General features: G+C 43.3%; 15 protein-coding genes and 1 pseudogene. 9 read left to right on the forward strand and 7 right to left on the reverse strand.

Annotation, left to right across the window (positions count from 1 at the left end):
- Positions 1 to 28 precede the first annotated feature (28 nt).
- Positions 29 to 628, forward strand: a complete 600-nt coding sequence (locus ACQY1Y_RS19995) for a hypothetical protein (protein WP_430013416.1) — start codon at positions 29 to 31, stop codon at positions 626 to 628.
- Positions 629 to 648: 20 nt separating this feature from the next.
- On the opposite strand, the gene ACQY1Y_RS20000 is transcribed toward ACQY1Y_RS19995, so the two are convergent.
- From ACQY1Y_RS20000 to ACQY1Y_RS20025, 6 genes are all read right to left on the reverse strand, one after another.
- Positions 649 to 1,854: a tetratricopeptide repeat-containing S1 family peptidase gene (locus ACQY1Y_RS20000; protein WP_193979858.1), complete on the reverse strand. Its 1,206-nt coding sequence runs from the start codon at positions 1,852 to 1,854 to the stop codon at positions 649 to 651.
- A 28-nt stretch (positions 1,855 to 1,882) separates the two neighbouring features.
- Positions 1,883 to 2,812 carry a S1 family peptidase gene (locus ACQY1Y_RS20005; protein WP_430013417.1) on the reverse strand — a complete coding sequence of 310 codons (930 nt, stop codon included), beginning with the start codon at positions 2,810 to 2,812 and terminating at the stop codon, positions 1,883 to 1,885.
- Between the two features lie 37 nt (positions 2,813 to 2,849).
- Positions 2,850 to 3,473, reverse strand: coding sequence for a COP23 domain-containing protein (locus tag ACQY1Y_RS20010; RefSeq protein WP_430013418.1), 624 nt, complete (start codon positions 3,471 to 3,473; stop codon positions 2,850 to 2,852).
- 160 nt (positions 3,474 to 3,633) lie between these two features.
- The gene (locus ACQY1Y_RS20015; RefSeq protein ID WP_430013419.1) at positions 3,634 to 4,722 is read right to left on the reverse strand and encodes an isocitrate/isopropylmalate family dehydrogenase; all 1,089 of its coding nucleotides are present in this window, start codon (positions 4,720 to 4,722) and stop codon (positions 3,634 to 3,636) included.
- A gap of 472 nt (positions 4,723 to 5,194) precedes the next feature.
- Positions 5,195 to 5,431 carry a NifU family protein gene (locus ACQY1Y_RS20020; protein ID WP_430013420.1) on the reverse strand — a complete coding sequence of 79 codons (237 nt, stop codon included), beginning with the start codon at positions 5,429 to 5,431 and terminating at the stop codon, positions 5,195 to 5,197.
- A gap of 308 nt (positions 5,432 to 5,739) precedes the next feature.
- Positions 5,740 to 6,387 carry a DUF3386 domain-containing protein gene (locus ACQY1Y_RS20025; protein WP_287234367.1) on the reverse strand — a complete coding sequence of 216 codons (648 nt, stop codon included), beginning with the start codon at positions 6,385 to 6,387 and terminating at the stop codon, positions 5,740 to 5,742.
- A gap of 187 nt (positions 6,388 to 6,574) precedes the next feature.
- Between ACQY1Y_RS20025 and ACQY1Y_RS20030 the strand changes: the two genes are divergently transcribed.
- The 8 genes and pseudogenes from ACQY1Y_RS20030 to ACQY1Y_RS20065 all read left to right on the forward strand — a co-directional run bounded on the left by ACQY1Y_RS20030 (position 6,575) and on the right by ACQY1Y_RS20065 (position 12,189).
- Positions 6,575 to 6,811, forward strand: a complete 237-nt coding sequence (locus ACQY1Y_RS20030; RefSeq protein WP_430013421.1) for a type II toxin-antitoxin system HicB family antitoxin — start codon at positions 6,575 to 6,577, stop codon at positions 6,809 to 6,811.
- Positions 6,804 to 7,046 carry a type II toxin-antitoxin system HicA family toxin gene (locus ACQY1Y_RS20035; protein WP_430013422.1) on the forward strand — a complete coding sequence of 81 codons (243 nt, stop codon included), beginning with the start codon at positions 6,804 to 6,806 and terminating at the stop codon, positions 7,044 to 7,046. Before ACQY1Y_RS20030 ends, ACQY1Y_RS20035 begins: the two co-directional genes overlap by 8 nt.
- Before the next feature lie 97 nt (positions 7,047 to 7,143).
- Positions 7,144 to 8,904: an SUMF1/EgtB/PvdO family nonheme iron enzyme gene (locus ACQY1Y_RS20040; protein WP_430013423.1), complete on the forward strand. Its 1,761-nt coding sequence runs from the start codon at positions 7,144 to 7,146 to the stop codon at positions 8,902 to 8,904.
- A 197-nt stretch (positions 8,905 to 9,101) separates the two neighbouring features.
- Positions 9,102 to 9,353: a GUN4 domain-containing protein gene (locus ACQY1Y_RS20045; RefSeq protein WP_430013424.1), complete on the forward strand. Its 252-nt coding sequence runs from the start codon at positions 9,102 to 9,104 to the stop codon at positions 9,351 to 9,353.
- Positions 9,347 to 9,700, forward strand: coding sequence for a type II toxin-antitoxin system RelE/ParE family toxin (locus ACQY1Y_RS20050; protein ID WP_002783506.1), 354 nt, complete (start codon positions 9,347 to 9,349; stop codon positions 9,698 to 9,700). The genes ACQY1Y_RS20045 and ACQY1Y_RS20050 overlap by 7 nt, the downstream gene beginning before the upstream one ends.
- 27 nt (positions 9,701 to 9,727) lie before the next feature.
- Positions 9,728 to 10,057, forward strand: a complete 330-nt coding sequence (locus tag ACQY1Y_RS20055; RefSeq protein WP_002737427.1) for a helix-turn-helix domain-containing protein — start codon at positions 9,728 to 9,730, stop codon at positions 10,055 to 10,057.
- Positions 10,058 to 10,191: 134 nt separating this feature from the next.
- The gene (locus ACQY1Y_RS20060) at positions 10,192 to 10,557 is read left to right on the forward strand and encodes a clan AA aspartic protease (RefSeq protein ID WP_430013425.1); all 366 of its coding nucleotides are present in this window, start codon (positions 10,192 to 10,194) and stop codon (positions 10,555 to 10,557) included.
- A 540-nt stretch (positions 10,558 to 11,097) separates the two neighbouring features.
- A pseudogene (locus ACQY1Y_RS20065) lies at positions 11,098 to 12,189 on the forward strand (ISAs1 family transposase).
- Between the two features lie 320 nt (positions 12,190 to 12,509).
- Here the strand turns inward: ACQY1Y_RS20065 and pheT are convergent.
- Positions 12,510 to 14,945 (reverse strand): phenylalanine--tRNA ligase subunit beta, encoded by a 2,436-nt coding sequence (gene pheT, locus ACQY1Y_RS20070; RefSeq protein ID WP_430013426.1) that lies wholly within the window; start codon positions 14,943 to 14,945, stop codon positions 12,510 to 12,512.
- Positions 14,946 to 15,025 lie beyond the last annotated feature (80 nt).

Below are 15,025 nucleotides of genomic sequence, written 5' to 3' on the forward strand. Positions count from 1 at the left end.
TTTAGCTTTTTGAATGAGGATAAAGACCATGTTGATGAAATGGTTGACTAATTGGCAAGTTTCCTTAGTGGCGGCGGTTTTGCTGACCAATTCCCTAGTCTCTCCCCTTATGGCGCAAACCGGCAACCAATCCGATGCCACTGGGCCAATTCTTTCCACCGGTGATTTTGCCGGTCAAACTTTCCCCAGCACCAGGACGGTAACGGGATTTCAGGGGGGAGAACCGGCTCAAATCGCTGTTAATCAGGCGGCTGCTTCTCTGAATACTCTGTTAGCTGATAATAATTTAACCTCCCCCACGGGTACCCCGATTCCCGCAGCCGTTCAGCAATCGCTACTGAGCATCTTAACAGGGGATGCACAGGCGGGTAATAATATCAATGCTGTCATTGCCGCTCTTTACTCAGCCCCCGGCACAGCGCCTTTAAATGTTATTGAAGACTTATTGGCCAGCTTAGAGAAACTGACCAAAGATAAGAAGGTAGTTCCAGCTAAATTGCTGGCGGCGGTGCGGGCCTATAATGCGATGATTTTAGCCAGTAACGAAGAGTTTCTCCGCAATCCTCCCGCAGAACTGCGAGCAATTCAAGCATTCTTAGCTAAATTGGTGCAACCCACTATTAGCTAACCGCATTTTCCCTACTCACTTCACCATAGTCTTCTCGGATTAGAGGGCTGTGGTGAAGGCTCCACGGTGGGCGCGGTGGTTGGCTGTGAGGGGGTTAGAGAAGGGGTATTTCCTCCCCCTAAAGATTCTTGGAGCTTGTCGCGCAGTTTTTTGGCGGTATCGGAGTCAGGATTAATTTTGAGAGCTTGTTCGTAGGCGGCCAGCGCCTCTTGGGAGCGTTTCCAGTAGGTCAAGACCAGACCTTTACCGTACCAAGCTTGATAGAGTTGAGCATCGAGTTGCAAGGCTTTTTCATAGGCGGCATAGGCGAGGGCTAATTGTCCTAACCGCCACATTTTATTGCCTTGATTAAGCCAGTTGAGGGGATTAGTATCGTTATTATTGGGAACTTCAAAAGCCTTGTATAATTCATCACCAATTTCTTGCAAAGATAAGGCATTGGGGGGCGAATTTTCGACATTTATCTGCCCTTGAATGCCAGACTGGGGTGCTAATTTCAAAAAAGTAGTGATGGGAATAGCGAGACTAAAGCCAATTGGCACGGGAACCTTTTCGATTTTTTCGGCTTCATTTTGTCCGTGAACCGCGATGACTCGTCCATTTATATCTAACACTGGACCGCCACTCATGCCCCCATAGGTGACACTGGTATAAACTATCTCATACCCCAACTCTGGGGGAAATATTTTCAGCAAGGGTGTAATGTATTTGGGCAGCACTTTCCCCACATTGAACAATCGTTTCCGCTTGCCGATAAATTTCGGGTCGGGCCATCCAGAAGCAAAAATAAATTGTTCGTCAGCTACTTGATAGTTAGCCAAGGTCGCTAACTGATAATTTTGGTCGCTCTGAAACTGCACGAGAGCTAGATCTACTCCGGGTAATTTTTTGATGCTATTGTAATCGAGCGGATATTGCTTGCCATCCCAGGTAATAATTTTAAGTTGATCGTAATAGAACTTGCAGGCATCTCTAGCATCTTTACAGATCACATGACTGGCAGTAAGAACAGTATAAACTTTTCCTTCTTTGGCAATAATTGATCCAGAGCCATTAGCAGTAATTTTCCCATTTGCCCCCTCTTCTTCTGAGGGGATTAAAACGGTAATCTTTTCAGCAATTTTTTCTATCTGCTCAGTTGTTGATGCCTTAGCAATCTGAGGAGAAACCACAAACACCGCTATACTAACTAGGGCGGCGGAAATTTTCAAGAAATTGTTGCTCATCTGGTTTAAAAATACAGTTGAGTGGAATTTACCAGAGGGGTGTGGGAGCGGGATTCTTTTCTCTTGGGGTTGACGAGGATGGAGAAGGGAAATCTTCCGAGAAAGTGGGTTCTCTATGGGTGGGAAGCGATGGGGGTGACACTGCGGGCCGTTGCCGACTGGAAGCAGATGGAGAAGATGACCCCGATTTTAAAAAAGTCCTGATAGGAATCGCCCAACTTAATCGACTCATTTGTTCCCACAGTGCTGGTGAAGTCACCGTTCCATCAGCAAAAACGTAGGATTTACCCCAGAGAGGATAAGCATGAATCCCGTTAATACCAATAACTTTACCTTGCCGATTCAGCAGCGGTCCGCCACTCATGCCATTTTTAATCTTATTGGTGTAGCCGATTTGGTAGCCTCCCGAAAAGGATTTATCACTCAAAAGCGACACTTTACCCAGGGTGAAGGTAAATCCTTGTTCTGTCGGGCGATCGCCATCGAAGGGAAAGCCAGCGGCGAAAACTTCATCTCCGATAGCGAGATCATCGACATTAGCCAAATCAGCAATAGAATAAACTTGGCTACTGCGAAAAGAAACTAAGCCTAAATCATAATCATTCAAGCGAACTGTTCTGACCAACTCCCCCCGATGTATCTTGCCGTCAGGGGTTTGTATTTGCCAAACCCGATAGCGATACCGCCCTAAAACATGGTCATTCGTGAGGACTTTGTAGGAAGAACCCTGCTTTTCAACTAAAATGCCCGAACCCCAGCCTTGCCCTGATAACACCTTAACGGTAATTGCTCTGGCTAACTGACGCAGCTGTTGTTCCGAAAGTTGCTGAGAGCTATAGGCATTGGCCTGGTTAGGTTCCAGAGCAGGAGCATAGCTTTGGACAGCAAGCAAAGGTGTGGACAGTCCCAATAATAAACTGCCCGCACCAGCCAAAATTCTTTTTATAGGCCGACTCACTTGATTGCTATGCTCCTATCTATAGAACTAGAAAAGTTTACCAAACAGAACCGCCTGATGGTTTTTGGGGGGGTTGTTCGGGAGAAGTCTCCGGCAGTGGAGAGGGGGACGAACCGGTGGCAGGATTTGTTTCCACGGGAGCATTTTCTAGGAATTTATTGAAATAGACAATGACAGAATCCGATGAGCTTTCAAACAAAGGATCGGTTCCGGAACCCTCCCGGAGGTCGAATAGCTGTTGGATTTTCTGGGTTGCGTTTTCCCCTCTCTTGAGGGTAAATAATAGGTTATCGCGATTTGCCCGTTCTCGTCCATGACTAGGAGAATAGATGACCGGTTCACCATTCAGATAGCCAGTGGTAATAATATCAATGTTGCCCCGTAGAGCGTAAAGGGTATTGAATCGTCTAGTTACGTCTTCACACCGTTTTATGGGAGTATAACCGGAACCACTAAAATAATTAGAAACCCAACGAATGACAGCCTTGTATTCATTAGGGCCGACTTTGGCATAGGTTGTGGGAACTCCTATATAGGGGCCCGTCATTGGTACAAGACACTCGAATATGGTTTGAGCTTGGCTCGGTGATTGTAAGGTCAAGGCAGCTCCTACACCAATCAGAGCAATAGTCAGAGTTTTTGTCAAAGTTTGTAGTTTCATTGTTCTTATCCTAATCCTGCAAAGGGACTCTGTTACACACTTCAAAGGTAGCTGTTATTTCTCCGTAAAACAAACAAAAGCAAGGCCTCTGCAACAATTCTTATTTTTTGGGATTACCCTTTCTTCAAACCACTTTAAGAGAGCAATCAGATGAGTTGGTTTACCCCAAGGCCGACCAAACTTCTAACTTACTGACCACGCGACGAATCACCTCATCGGTAAACTCACTCATGGTCATTTGTCCCCCTAAATCGGGGGTTTTTTTGCCCTCGTGAATAGTTTCAAAGACACTTTCATAAATTGCCCGAGAAGCTTTGCGCGCTTCGCTAGTTTCGATATAACCTAACAAAGCTGCCGAGGCTAAAATCATCGCCATGGGATTAGCGATATTTTTGCCCTCTAAAGCGGGGGCCGTGCCGTGGGGAGCTTCTGCCATAATAGTTTTAACTGCTAAGGTCTCCTCATCAAATCCCAAAACTAAACTTTCGGCCCCGGCAATACTGCCATAGAGTTGCAAGACAAAATCAGATAATAAATCGCCATCGCGATTAAGTGCTGGAATCACCAAAGCTTCGCCGTCGGTTTGTAAAAGTAGGGCAAAAGTTGCATCAATTAACAGGGGTTGATAACGCACTTCCGGATGTCTTCGGGCCGCCGCGTCTAATTCCTCTTTAAACATCCCTTCGTAGGTGGCACTAACGGTGAATTTTGGGCCGCCAAATACCCGCGCCCCGGTTTTTTTGGCCTGTTGAAAGGTAAACTCGGCCACAGCGCGACTGGTAGCCCTAGAAATGCGCGAGGTGCGATAGGCAATTTCATCGCCGGTGGCAGTGGTTTCTCGCCATTCTTTGGCCCCGTAGGCATCATCAACGGCCATGCGGACAATGGCAATGGGAGAATTAACGCCCCCAATCGGACGAATACCGGGGATACGGCGACCGATGCGGAGAATTACCTGAGAATTCATTGCTTCTCTTAAAATAGCGTTAGGACTGCCCACATCTCCTTTAATTTCTGGGGTAATAGTGGCAGCTTTGAGAGCTAATCCGGTTTTTAGAGTCGCTTCGGCGGCCTCATGAACCACTTGATTGTTACTCTGGCGACGCTGGGCTAAACTAAGATCAAAATCGGCAAAGTTAAGCGGTTGACGAATTATCGAAGGTTGTAATACTCTCAGGGCTTCTAGTAATAGTTCTTCTCCAGTTTGGTCGCCGTGCATGACCACAATAGTGGGTATATTTTCTGTCATAGTTTTTGAGTTTTAATAAAAATTTTCAAGTATATGTTAATGTTTAATTGGCTGGTTAATTGGCTAAAAAAGATACTTTTTACCTTAATTAATTCTGTAATTTTATCAATCTTGTAAGTAGCTGGTTATAATTAAATTGAAGATAGATTTTGGGTTTGATCCCCCCTGCCCCCCTTGATAAGGGGGGTTTGATCCCCCCTGCCCCCCCTTGATAAGGGGGGTTCGATCCCCCCTGTCCCCCTTGATAAGGGGGGTTCGATCCCCCCTGTCCCCCTTGATAAGGGGGTTTGATCCCCCCTGCCCCCCCTTGATAAGGGGGGTGCCGGTAGGCGGGGGGATCTACCCTTGATAAGGGGGGTTTCTGAAAGTTTTTAACACCTAGCCACTTAGAAGAAAATATATAATTAATATTATGCCCGATCGCTAATTAAATTAGCAATCGGGCGGTGGTGAGAATTAATTAACCCAAGATTTAGAAAGCTTGTTCAACTTCGGCAATTTCGGGAATCTCTTCCCGGAGACGACGTTCGATGCCCATTTTTAGGGTCATGGTGGAACTGGGACAGGAACCGCAAGCACCTTGAAGACGCAGTTTGACGACTGGCCCGTCGATTTCGACTAATTCCACGTTACCACCATCCGCCATCAGGTAGGGGCGCATTTCATCTAAAACTTGTTCGACGTTATTGGGAGTCAGTGTTAAAGACATAATCAGCTTCTGGTCAGAGATTTATTACAGTGTAAGTAAGTGGTTTCAATTAAATTGAAGATAGATTTTGTCTTTGATCCCCCCTGCCCCCCTGCCCCCCTTGATAAGGGGGGTGCCGATAGGCGGGGGGATCTACCCTTGATAAGGGGGGATCCCCCCTTAATCCCCCCTTTGATAAGGGGGGTGCCGATAGGCGGGGGGATCTACCCTTGATAAGGGGGGTGCCGATAGGCGGGGGGATCCGACAATTTTTAACACCCACCTACTTAGTTACTTCAATCCTAACGCTTTTTGGGCGGGAATAACCCTTAAGCTTCTAAAAGCTGTAGATTGATAAAAGTAAATTCTGTGGTGGATTTTTCGCCACCGACATCGATTGCGTTAATCACTTGACAGGAGGGTAAATAATAATTACCGATTTTTTCGTAGGTTTCCTTAAAGTCACGTTTTCCCTTTAATTCATCGGTTTTAGCATTGCGGAAAATGGCATTATAGCGAATAGAAATATAACCTTCTCCCGTATCGAGACTTTCCTCGGTATTAATAGTAAAAGCCATCGGTCCCATGACTCGACTGACTTGACAGATTTCCTGACCGCGGACCTTATAATTAGACCCCATCGCATCGCCAGTGACCAGAATTTCTACCGCACCGGTGGGATCATCTTGCCCGAAATTAAACTGGTTTTTGCCGTGGGAAGCCTCAAAATTGCCTCTTTTGCGGTGAGTAACGATGTCGCGCATTTGATTATAGATACTTTCTTGCACTTTCTCGTCATCAATGCCCGTTACTTCCACACTATAATCGGCATTAACTTGAATTTTGCCCGTATGGACTTCCTCTCCTTGGGTGAGGATAATATCAGCAGTGTAACCGGGGAATCCTTCATCCCAAGTGTAACGGTTTTCGTAGGCGGAGCGGAAAATATCTCGGGCGTTCGTCGTGGCTACAGTCATAATCGCTTTACTTGTGTTGATAACTCCATTTATATCATTGTCGCTGATTTTTTCGCCTCTGGCCGAGATTTCTAGAAAACTAGATGAATTCCACAGCTTAGGGAAAAGTCAGTTAGAATCGATCAATGACCCGTCCCTTGCTCGATTGCCATAAATCTAAATAAGCAAAAAATAAACATGAGCAATTATGACAAAATTAAGTCCAAAAGTTACCGCAATTATTCGTTCTGGTGAACAACAAGGATATGTAGGTGAATGCGTGGAACTTTCGATTGTCACCCAGGGAAATACCTTAGATGAGGTGGTTAATAATCTCCAAGAAGCCATTTTACTGCATTTAGAGGGAGAAGACCCTAGGGAGTTCGGTCTAGTTGCCAAACCTTCTCTACAGATTATATTTGAGTTACAGCCAGAATATGTCTAAGCTGAAACAACTATCCGGCAAAGACATTATCAAAATTCTTGATCGATTTGGTTTTACTATTCACAGTCAACGAGGAAGTCACATAAAATTGCGTCGTGTCATCTCGGAGAGAAAGGAGACTTTAACTATTCCCAATCATCGGCAACTTGATCCCGGAACCTGTTACGCTATTTTTAGGCAAGCAAGTCAATATATTCCAGAATCAGAGCTTTATCCTTACTTCTATGACTTATAGAAAAGGTTAGGTAGTTGCTCGGGGCGTATCCCGATAGTATTTGATGATCAAAAAATCGGGCTAAAATAGAAAAAACTCACCCTCAGCGACCACGGCGATGGCAGAAGAAACGGCGAAAATCAAGCTTTATCGGAAAACCTATCAACTTCCCCAACTAAATCGCCCCGATTTATTAATTTTGCAGGATCAGATTCAAGAAAGACAGCAACTGATTAAAACTGGAAAACGGGTCCGCAATACATGGCTAGGATTGAGGAAAAAAGAAGAACCCCTCAATTTCGAGGAAACTTTTCAAGAATTAGAAAGATTAGTCAAGGACTATAACCAGTTAATCGGATTTCTCACCGACCATAAGGATGAATACCGGCGGTTTTTCCAGTCACTGACCGAGGAAATCAAGGAGGCAGTGGCGGTTAAATGCCAGAAATTGACAGAAACAGAGCGAAAACGCCAATCTTTGGAGAATAGCATCGGCTCGGCCGACCTGCGAGATACTCTGAGACTACAGAAACAGCAGATTTTCCGCACTGTGATTCTTGTTGGTCGCGCCAGCTTGCTCATGCTCAAGAAAATCGACCTAATCAGCGAAAGTATCCAGAAATTAGCTGAAGATCAGGATACACAAAAACAGGTTTTCTCGAAAATGATCGGCGAGTTGAACGGGTACAAACAAGTGTATCAGTTGCAGCTGGAGTTAGATAGTCTGGAAAAAGAAGCGATCGAAATGGCCAAAGTAGCCATTAATCTAGAACAATACCTAAAACCAATTATCGGGCAGTTTCAAGGCTTAATCGATCGAGTAGCGACCATTGACAGCGAACTTTCCCGCAGTGTCAGCGAAGTGGAATCCCTCGTCCAGAACATTCTTAGTTCCGAATCGGCGGTATCTTTCCGCAAAAACGATAATCTATCGGCTAGTTTGCTCAATTTCCTCGTCACCAGCGAGGAAAAGCGCGACCGTTTAGCGATCGCATTAGAGCGAGCCGAGCAGGAAGGATGGCAATGGACAGACGTGGAAATCCCCGATGAGGAAATCGAACTGGAAACCGCCATTCAACGCATCAACAACCATGTAATCGAGAGAGTCGGGAATTTTACCACCTCCGTTGTCGGTGACTCTCCTATTCCTCAAACTTCATTTACCGAAAACCTACCCAATGGGATAACACTAGAGATGGTGAACTTACCAGCAGGTGAATTTCTCATGGGATCTCCTGACAGTGATCCCGATGCTCGAAGTTATGAAAAGCCTCCACACCAAGTTAACGTCAACAGTTTTGCGATTGGTAAATATCCAGTGACTCAGGCACAATATCAAGCGGTAATGGGAACCAATCCCTCTTATTTTCCAAACAATCCCCAAAATCCGGTAGAAAATGTTAGTTGGGACGACGCTCAAGCCTTTTGTAAGAAATTGAGTCAAATAACCGGGAAAACCTATCGCCTACCGACAGAAGCGGAATGGGAATATGCTTGTCGTGCGGGGACTACTACTCGCTTTTATTTCGGTGATGATGCTAATCAGTTAGGAGATTACGCTTGGTATGACGGAAATTCTCAGCAGACAATTCATCCTGTGGGTCAGAAAAAGCCCAATGCTTGGGGACTGTATGACATGAGTGGCAATGTTTGGGAGTGGTGCGAGGACAATTGGCACGATAACTATAAGAATGCGCCAAGGGATGGTAGTGCTTGGCTAATAAAGGATAATTATTCTCAAATACTGCGGGGCGGTTCTTGGTACAACTATCCGAATCTCTGCCGTTCCGCTTCCCGCAACGACAACTACCGCCGCGCCTACGTCAGCGGCGCTTACGGCGGTTTTCGGGTGGTGTGCGGTGCTGGGAGGACTCTGTAATCCTTTTCTCCTTTTTACCCTTTTTACCCTTTTTCTCTTTTTCTCTTTTTCTCTTTTTCCCGCCCTTAGGCGGGTCGATTTTTTTTTTGAGAAAATTGAGGTAGCATGAGTAGAAAACGGGTTTCTCCGAGAAACCGGTTTTCTGTGGGTTACTCAAGGGATTTAGGATAATTTGTAGGTTGAGTTAAGGTTCGTAGTTGCGCTTTAGCGCTTCATGTTGTCCGCACTACAGTAACGGCAAATTTGGCTTCAGCGTCCAGAAAGAAATCTATGAGAGTCTCCGTGACACGAGAGAATATAATAGTGAAGTGTGGAAAAAGTTCGGCGATCACATCGGCTGGAAAAAAGGAGAAAATTGCTTGTCTTACTCTGACCTAATCTTTAACACGAATGCTCCCAAAGCTCATTTCCTTATTTGTATTTTTCACATTTTTTCAAAAAAATGGTAGATAAACAACTGAAAACTGTTATCTGGATTGGAGCATCAAAAAAGGAGCTATTAGAATTTCCTGAAGAGGTTATTGATGAAGTTGGCTATATTCTTTATCGTGTTCAGAACAATCAGAATCATCCTAACATCAAAGCTTTAAAGGGCTTTAATGGTGTTTTTGAAATAGTCAGCGATTATCAAACCGATACCTATAGAACAGTTTATGCCATCAAACTAAGCAATGCTATTTTTATTCTCCATGCCTTTCAGAAAAAATCAAAATCGGGGATTAAAACACCAAAACAAAATGTTAATCTAATCAAAGAACGCCTAAAAAAAGCACAGGAGATCGCAAAAGAGCAATAATAAATAACAAAAAGGAGATAAATGATTATGACAGAATATACTATTAGTTCGGGAAACATTTTTGAAGACTTAGGCTTTGCTAATGCAGAAGAAAAACTCGCTAAAGTCAAGCTGGCTTCAGTGATTTACGATCTGATTACTGAACAAGAATTAAGCGAGCAGGAGGTCAGTCAAATTTTGGGGATTGACGAGGCTAAAATTTCTAACTTAAAAAATGGCAGATTGCAAAAATTTTCTCTTGAGCAGATGTTTGACTTTCTAGTAGCATTAGGTCAGAAGATAGAAATCTTAGTAACTCCCCAAGCCTTAGCAAACTCTAGTTTAAGTATCCAGGTCATGTATCGAAATCAATCCTAATCTAAGCGCAATCGCCGATCTCGTAAGATGCGTTAATGTTAATGTAACGCACCTCAACTAACCTATTTTAGCTAATCCTTGTAGTAAAAAGAAACAGGACACTGGACTTAACCCTTAACCTTACAAAAGTCATCATGAATATTCAACTTAGTAACCCCGTTGATCGTTCCCTATCGCCTCTAGAAACCGCAGCTTTGGCTGATACGGGAGCCTTGCATCTCTGCATTCCTGCACATATTCAAATTCAGTTAAAATTAACTGAAATCGATCGCAAAGAGGTAATTTTAGCTGATGGTTCCCGTCAACTGGTTCCCTACGTTGGGCCGATCGAAATTCGTTTCAAAAACCGCGTCGGTTTCGTCGGTGCTTTGGTGATGGGGGATCAAGTATTGCTTGGTGCTATCCCAATGGAAGATTTAGACTTAATCGTTATTCCCGCAACCCGGACTATTGATCTTAACCCCAATAGTCCTAATGTAGCCACCTCGATGGCTAAATAGATAGGCCCCAGAAATTATATTAATTTATCAAAGTTCCGAGAATAATTTACTGTTGATTGATAGCGATCGAGATTGGGAAACCATTATTAAAATGCGATCGCTTTGAACTTTTCCTATTCCCTTTGAGTTGCTTGTCTAACCTGTTCGATCTCTAATTCTAAAGCTTGCGCTAAGTAGGTAGGCGTTAAAAATTATCAGATGCCCCCCTTATCAAGCTGTCCTTTAGTCACATCTTTCTTAACATTTTAAACCTTTGTAGCACAAGGCTTTCAAGACTCGGTTAACAATTTGTAATATTCCTTGTTGACACCCTTACTGACAAAGAAAAAACTGAAATCAAGTCAGGACAAGAGTTGGAGTGCTTACTGAAAAAATTGTTAAGAAAGATCCCTATAAGGGATAGCTTATTAAGGGGGATCCCCCCGCCTATCGGCACCCCCCTTATCAAGGTAGGGCTGTTTCATTCTCCCATCAGAATATCAAAAGTAAAAGCGATCACAGTCAGGTAAAATGAGGAGTGACCGCCAACTTTTAAAACATATGTTGAGCTTAATAGGAAAACTAAAACAAGTCAAGGACTTTCGTAAAGATAAAGGAAAAAGACACCCTTTATGGATAGTATTAGTAGTAATAATACTGGGAACAATGCTAGGATATTCAGGTTATAGAGAGCTAGGAGAGTTTGCTAAAAATAATCGGCACAGGCTCAGTCAAGAATTTAACATAATTCCAGAAAGAGTCCCATCCTATTCAACAATTAGAAGGGTAATGATGGGAGTTAAATGGCAGATTTTGTTAAAAATGTTTAACGAATGGGCATTAGAAGAATATGGACAAAGAGATCATATAAATTGGCTAGATATAGATGGAAAAAGTCTCAAAAACACCCTAAAGAATCCTAACAATGAACAACAAAATTTTATTATGTTTGTCTCATTGTTTAGTCAAGAAAGTGGATTAGTATTACACTTAAAAAGAATTGAAAACAAAAAAGGGTCTGAAATCGACGAAGGGCAAGCTATAATTGAGGATTGCTCTCTCTAAAATAAAGTTTTTACTGGCGATGCTTTACACTGTCAGAAAAAAACAATCAGCTTAATAGCCAAGAGTAAAAATGATTATGTTATCACCGTTAAAGGAAATCAGAAAAATATTTATCAGCGAATACAAGACCTGAGTAATTCCTCAAAGCCAGAAAGTTGCTTTCTCAAACAAGATAATAGTCATGGACGAAAAATATCAAGAAAAATAGAAGTTTTTAAAGTGAGGAAAAATGAAAGACAAGGGTTTGAAAATCTGCGAAGAGTTATTAAAGTAGAAAGAAAGGGTAGTCGCGGGGATAAAACCTATGAAGAAACAGCTTACTATATCAGTAGCCTAACCGAATCCGCTCAAGTATTTGCTGAAATTATTCGAGGACACTGGAAAATAGAAAATCAGTTACATTGGGTAAAAGATGTAATTTTTGAGGAAGATAAAAGCCAGATCAGTGATTTTCAAGGGGCAAGCAATTGGTCAATTCTCACAACCATAGGATTGAATCTTTTCAGAAATTTAGGTTTTCTCTCAATAACAGAGGGACAGAGGTGGTTAGCTGAACGTTGGGAAAAACTGATAGTTTTATCGACGTAAGAAGCAGAAAAATTAGCTAAATTAACAGGATGTACTCTCAGACAATTTCAAGAGAGATAGGCTTTTAGTGGCTTGGGAACAGGCTTTATCAATCTATTCATAATAAATATTGGCAGGGTATTAAAGATTAATTATTGTGACTAACTCTTTTGGTTAGAGAAAGATAAACTTGAGAATTTTCAGTCAAATTTATTGACTCAAAATCAGCTGTACTTAATTTAAATGAAACAGCCCTACTTGATAAGGGGGGCATCTGATAATTTTTAACGCCTACCTACTTATAAAGTCGATGTCTGATAACTGATGATTGATCGCTGAATTTAACTTCTTAAAGAAACTTGGAACTGTTTAACTAAAGCTTCTCGCACTTTTGTCATTAAGGGTTCCACATCTTCATCGGTTAAAGTTCGATCGCTGGCACGATAGACTAAACTAAAGGCCAAACTACAATGATTTTCTGGCACATTCTGCCCCTGATAGCGATCGAATAATTCGACTTTTTCTAAAAGAGTTCCCCCAGCATTTTTGATAGTTTTTGTCAATCTATCTACGGGTATATCTGTAGAAACAAAAAAGGCGATATCTCGCGCTGCCCCCGGATAGGTAGAATAGACCTGTAAACGCGGGGTAATTTTGGCACTATCGCTAAGAGTTGCTAACAGGATCGGGAACTGGATTTCAAAGGCATAAACTGCCTCAATTAATCCCTTTTGCTGACGCAATTGCGGGTGTAGTTGACCGAATATACCTAGGCGTTGTTTACCAATCCATAAAGATGCTGTTCGTCCGGGATGAAAACGCGCATCTTCGGCATATTTTTCGTAGCTTACCGTCAGCGAAAGGCGATCGAATACTGCTTCTAAAATGCCTTTTGCTTCATACCAAGTCATGGCCACCTCTTTACCCGATCGCAGCCAACGTCCGGCCGGGAAGAAATCACCGCCAAAAATACCAGCAATTGCATCGTATTCGTTGATATTATCCGATTCTAAGCGGAAAACTCGCCCGATCTCGAAGCCATTTAAGGAACTGTTACCCTGAGACTGATTATACTCAAACGCTTCGATTAAACCGTCTAGGAGATTAGTCCGCAAAGCAGAATACTCGACAAAAAGGGGATTAGCGAGGACAACTTCCGCTAATTCCGGTTTAACTAGGGAATACTGGACTAATTCCGTCAAACCCACTGCTCGAAAAGCTTCCCGCACTCGACGCTGTATAGTTTCCTCAAAGGATAATCCTCCGGCTGCGGTTTTTGCCGGCAAAGTATCGACAAAGCGATCATATCCGTACAGTCGCGCCACTTCTTCAATTAAGTCAATTTCTCGTTCTAAATCCCGATAACGGTAGTCTGGCACTGTCACAGTCCACAGAACAGGGTTTTTTGAGGTTAACCGCAATTCACAGCCTAAATTGCCTAAAATCCGTTCCACATCTTCGGCGAGAATTTCACCGATCGCACCGTTATCTAGGGTAACTTGACCCAGTAGCTGCTGCAAACGTTCTAAACGCAATTCGATCGAACGACTGGACTGATCGGCACGATAATCAGCTTTAACCTGACTGCTGACAGTTCCCCCAGCTAACTCTAGAATCAAATCGATCGCCCTTTGACAAGCATATTCCAAAGCGGCGGGATTAACACCGCGTTCATAGCGTCCGGAAGATTCGCTGCGTAAACCCTGCGCTTTTGAGGAACGACGGATAGCGATCGGATCGAATAAAGCCGACTCTAGCACAAGATTAACGGTTTCCTCGTTAACTTCTGTATCTTGACCTCCCATCACTCCCGCTAAAGCTACCGGCTTATTATTGGCAGTAATTAATAAATTAAGCTCTTTTAAGCTTCTTTCCTGACCATCAAGGCTAATAATTTTTTCCCCTTCCTCGGCAAAACGGACCCCAATAGTAACGGATTTACCTCCGGCAAAACTTTGTAAACGATCGCGATCGAAAGCGTGTAAGGGTTGTCCCCACTCCAAGAGGACATAATTAGTAATATCGACCACATTATTGATCGATCGCAATCCGGCAGCCTGTAAACGCTGTTGCAACCATAGCGGAGATGGGCCAATTTTTACCCCCTCGATCACCGTACCAATATAAGCAGGACAGGCTTTATTTTCTGATATTTCCAGCGTTAAATCTTTTTTAGGGGAAAATTCTCCTAATTTGACTTTTGGTAGGCTTAATTCTCCTCCTGTCAAAGCCGCTACTTCTCGCGCAACTCCGATCATACTCAAAGCATCGGCACGGTTAGCGGTGGGAGAAATATCTAAAATCACCTCATCGAGTCCCAAAAGGGGACGAACATCTGTACCTAAAGGGAGATTTTCCTGGCTAAAAATGTGGATTCCTTCAGAATCTTTAGTTAATCCTAATTCTGCGAGGGAACAGATCATCCCTTCCGATTTTACCCCGCGCAATTTAGCCGGTTTAATCGTTAAATTGATTTTTGGTAAATGAGTTCCCAAAGTAGCCACGGGAACTAGAATATCAGCCCTAGCATTGGGCGCACCACAGACAATTGTACTAAGATTTTCCTGACCGATATCCACCTGACAGACACTTAGTTTATCTGCATTGGGATGGGGTTGGCGATCGATAATTTTACCAATAACCACACCCTTTGCCCATTCTCGGCGATCCTCGATCTCTTCCACTTCTATTCCCGCAATTGTCAATAATTCGGCTAATTCTTGGGAAGATTGGACAATTTTGACTAATTCTCGTAACCAGTTGATCGAAATCCGCATCGTTAATTCTTGCTTGCCGTTGGTTCTTAACTATTGTAAACCGTGGGTAGTCAATGATTTAGAGATTAGGGCCGATCGGC

This window comes from Microcystis ichthyoblabe FBCC-A1114 (assembly GCF_050500245.1).
Lineage (GTDB): Bacteria > Cyanobacteriota > Cyanobacteriia > Cyanobacteriales > Microcystaceae > Microcystis > Microcystis ichthyoblabe_A.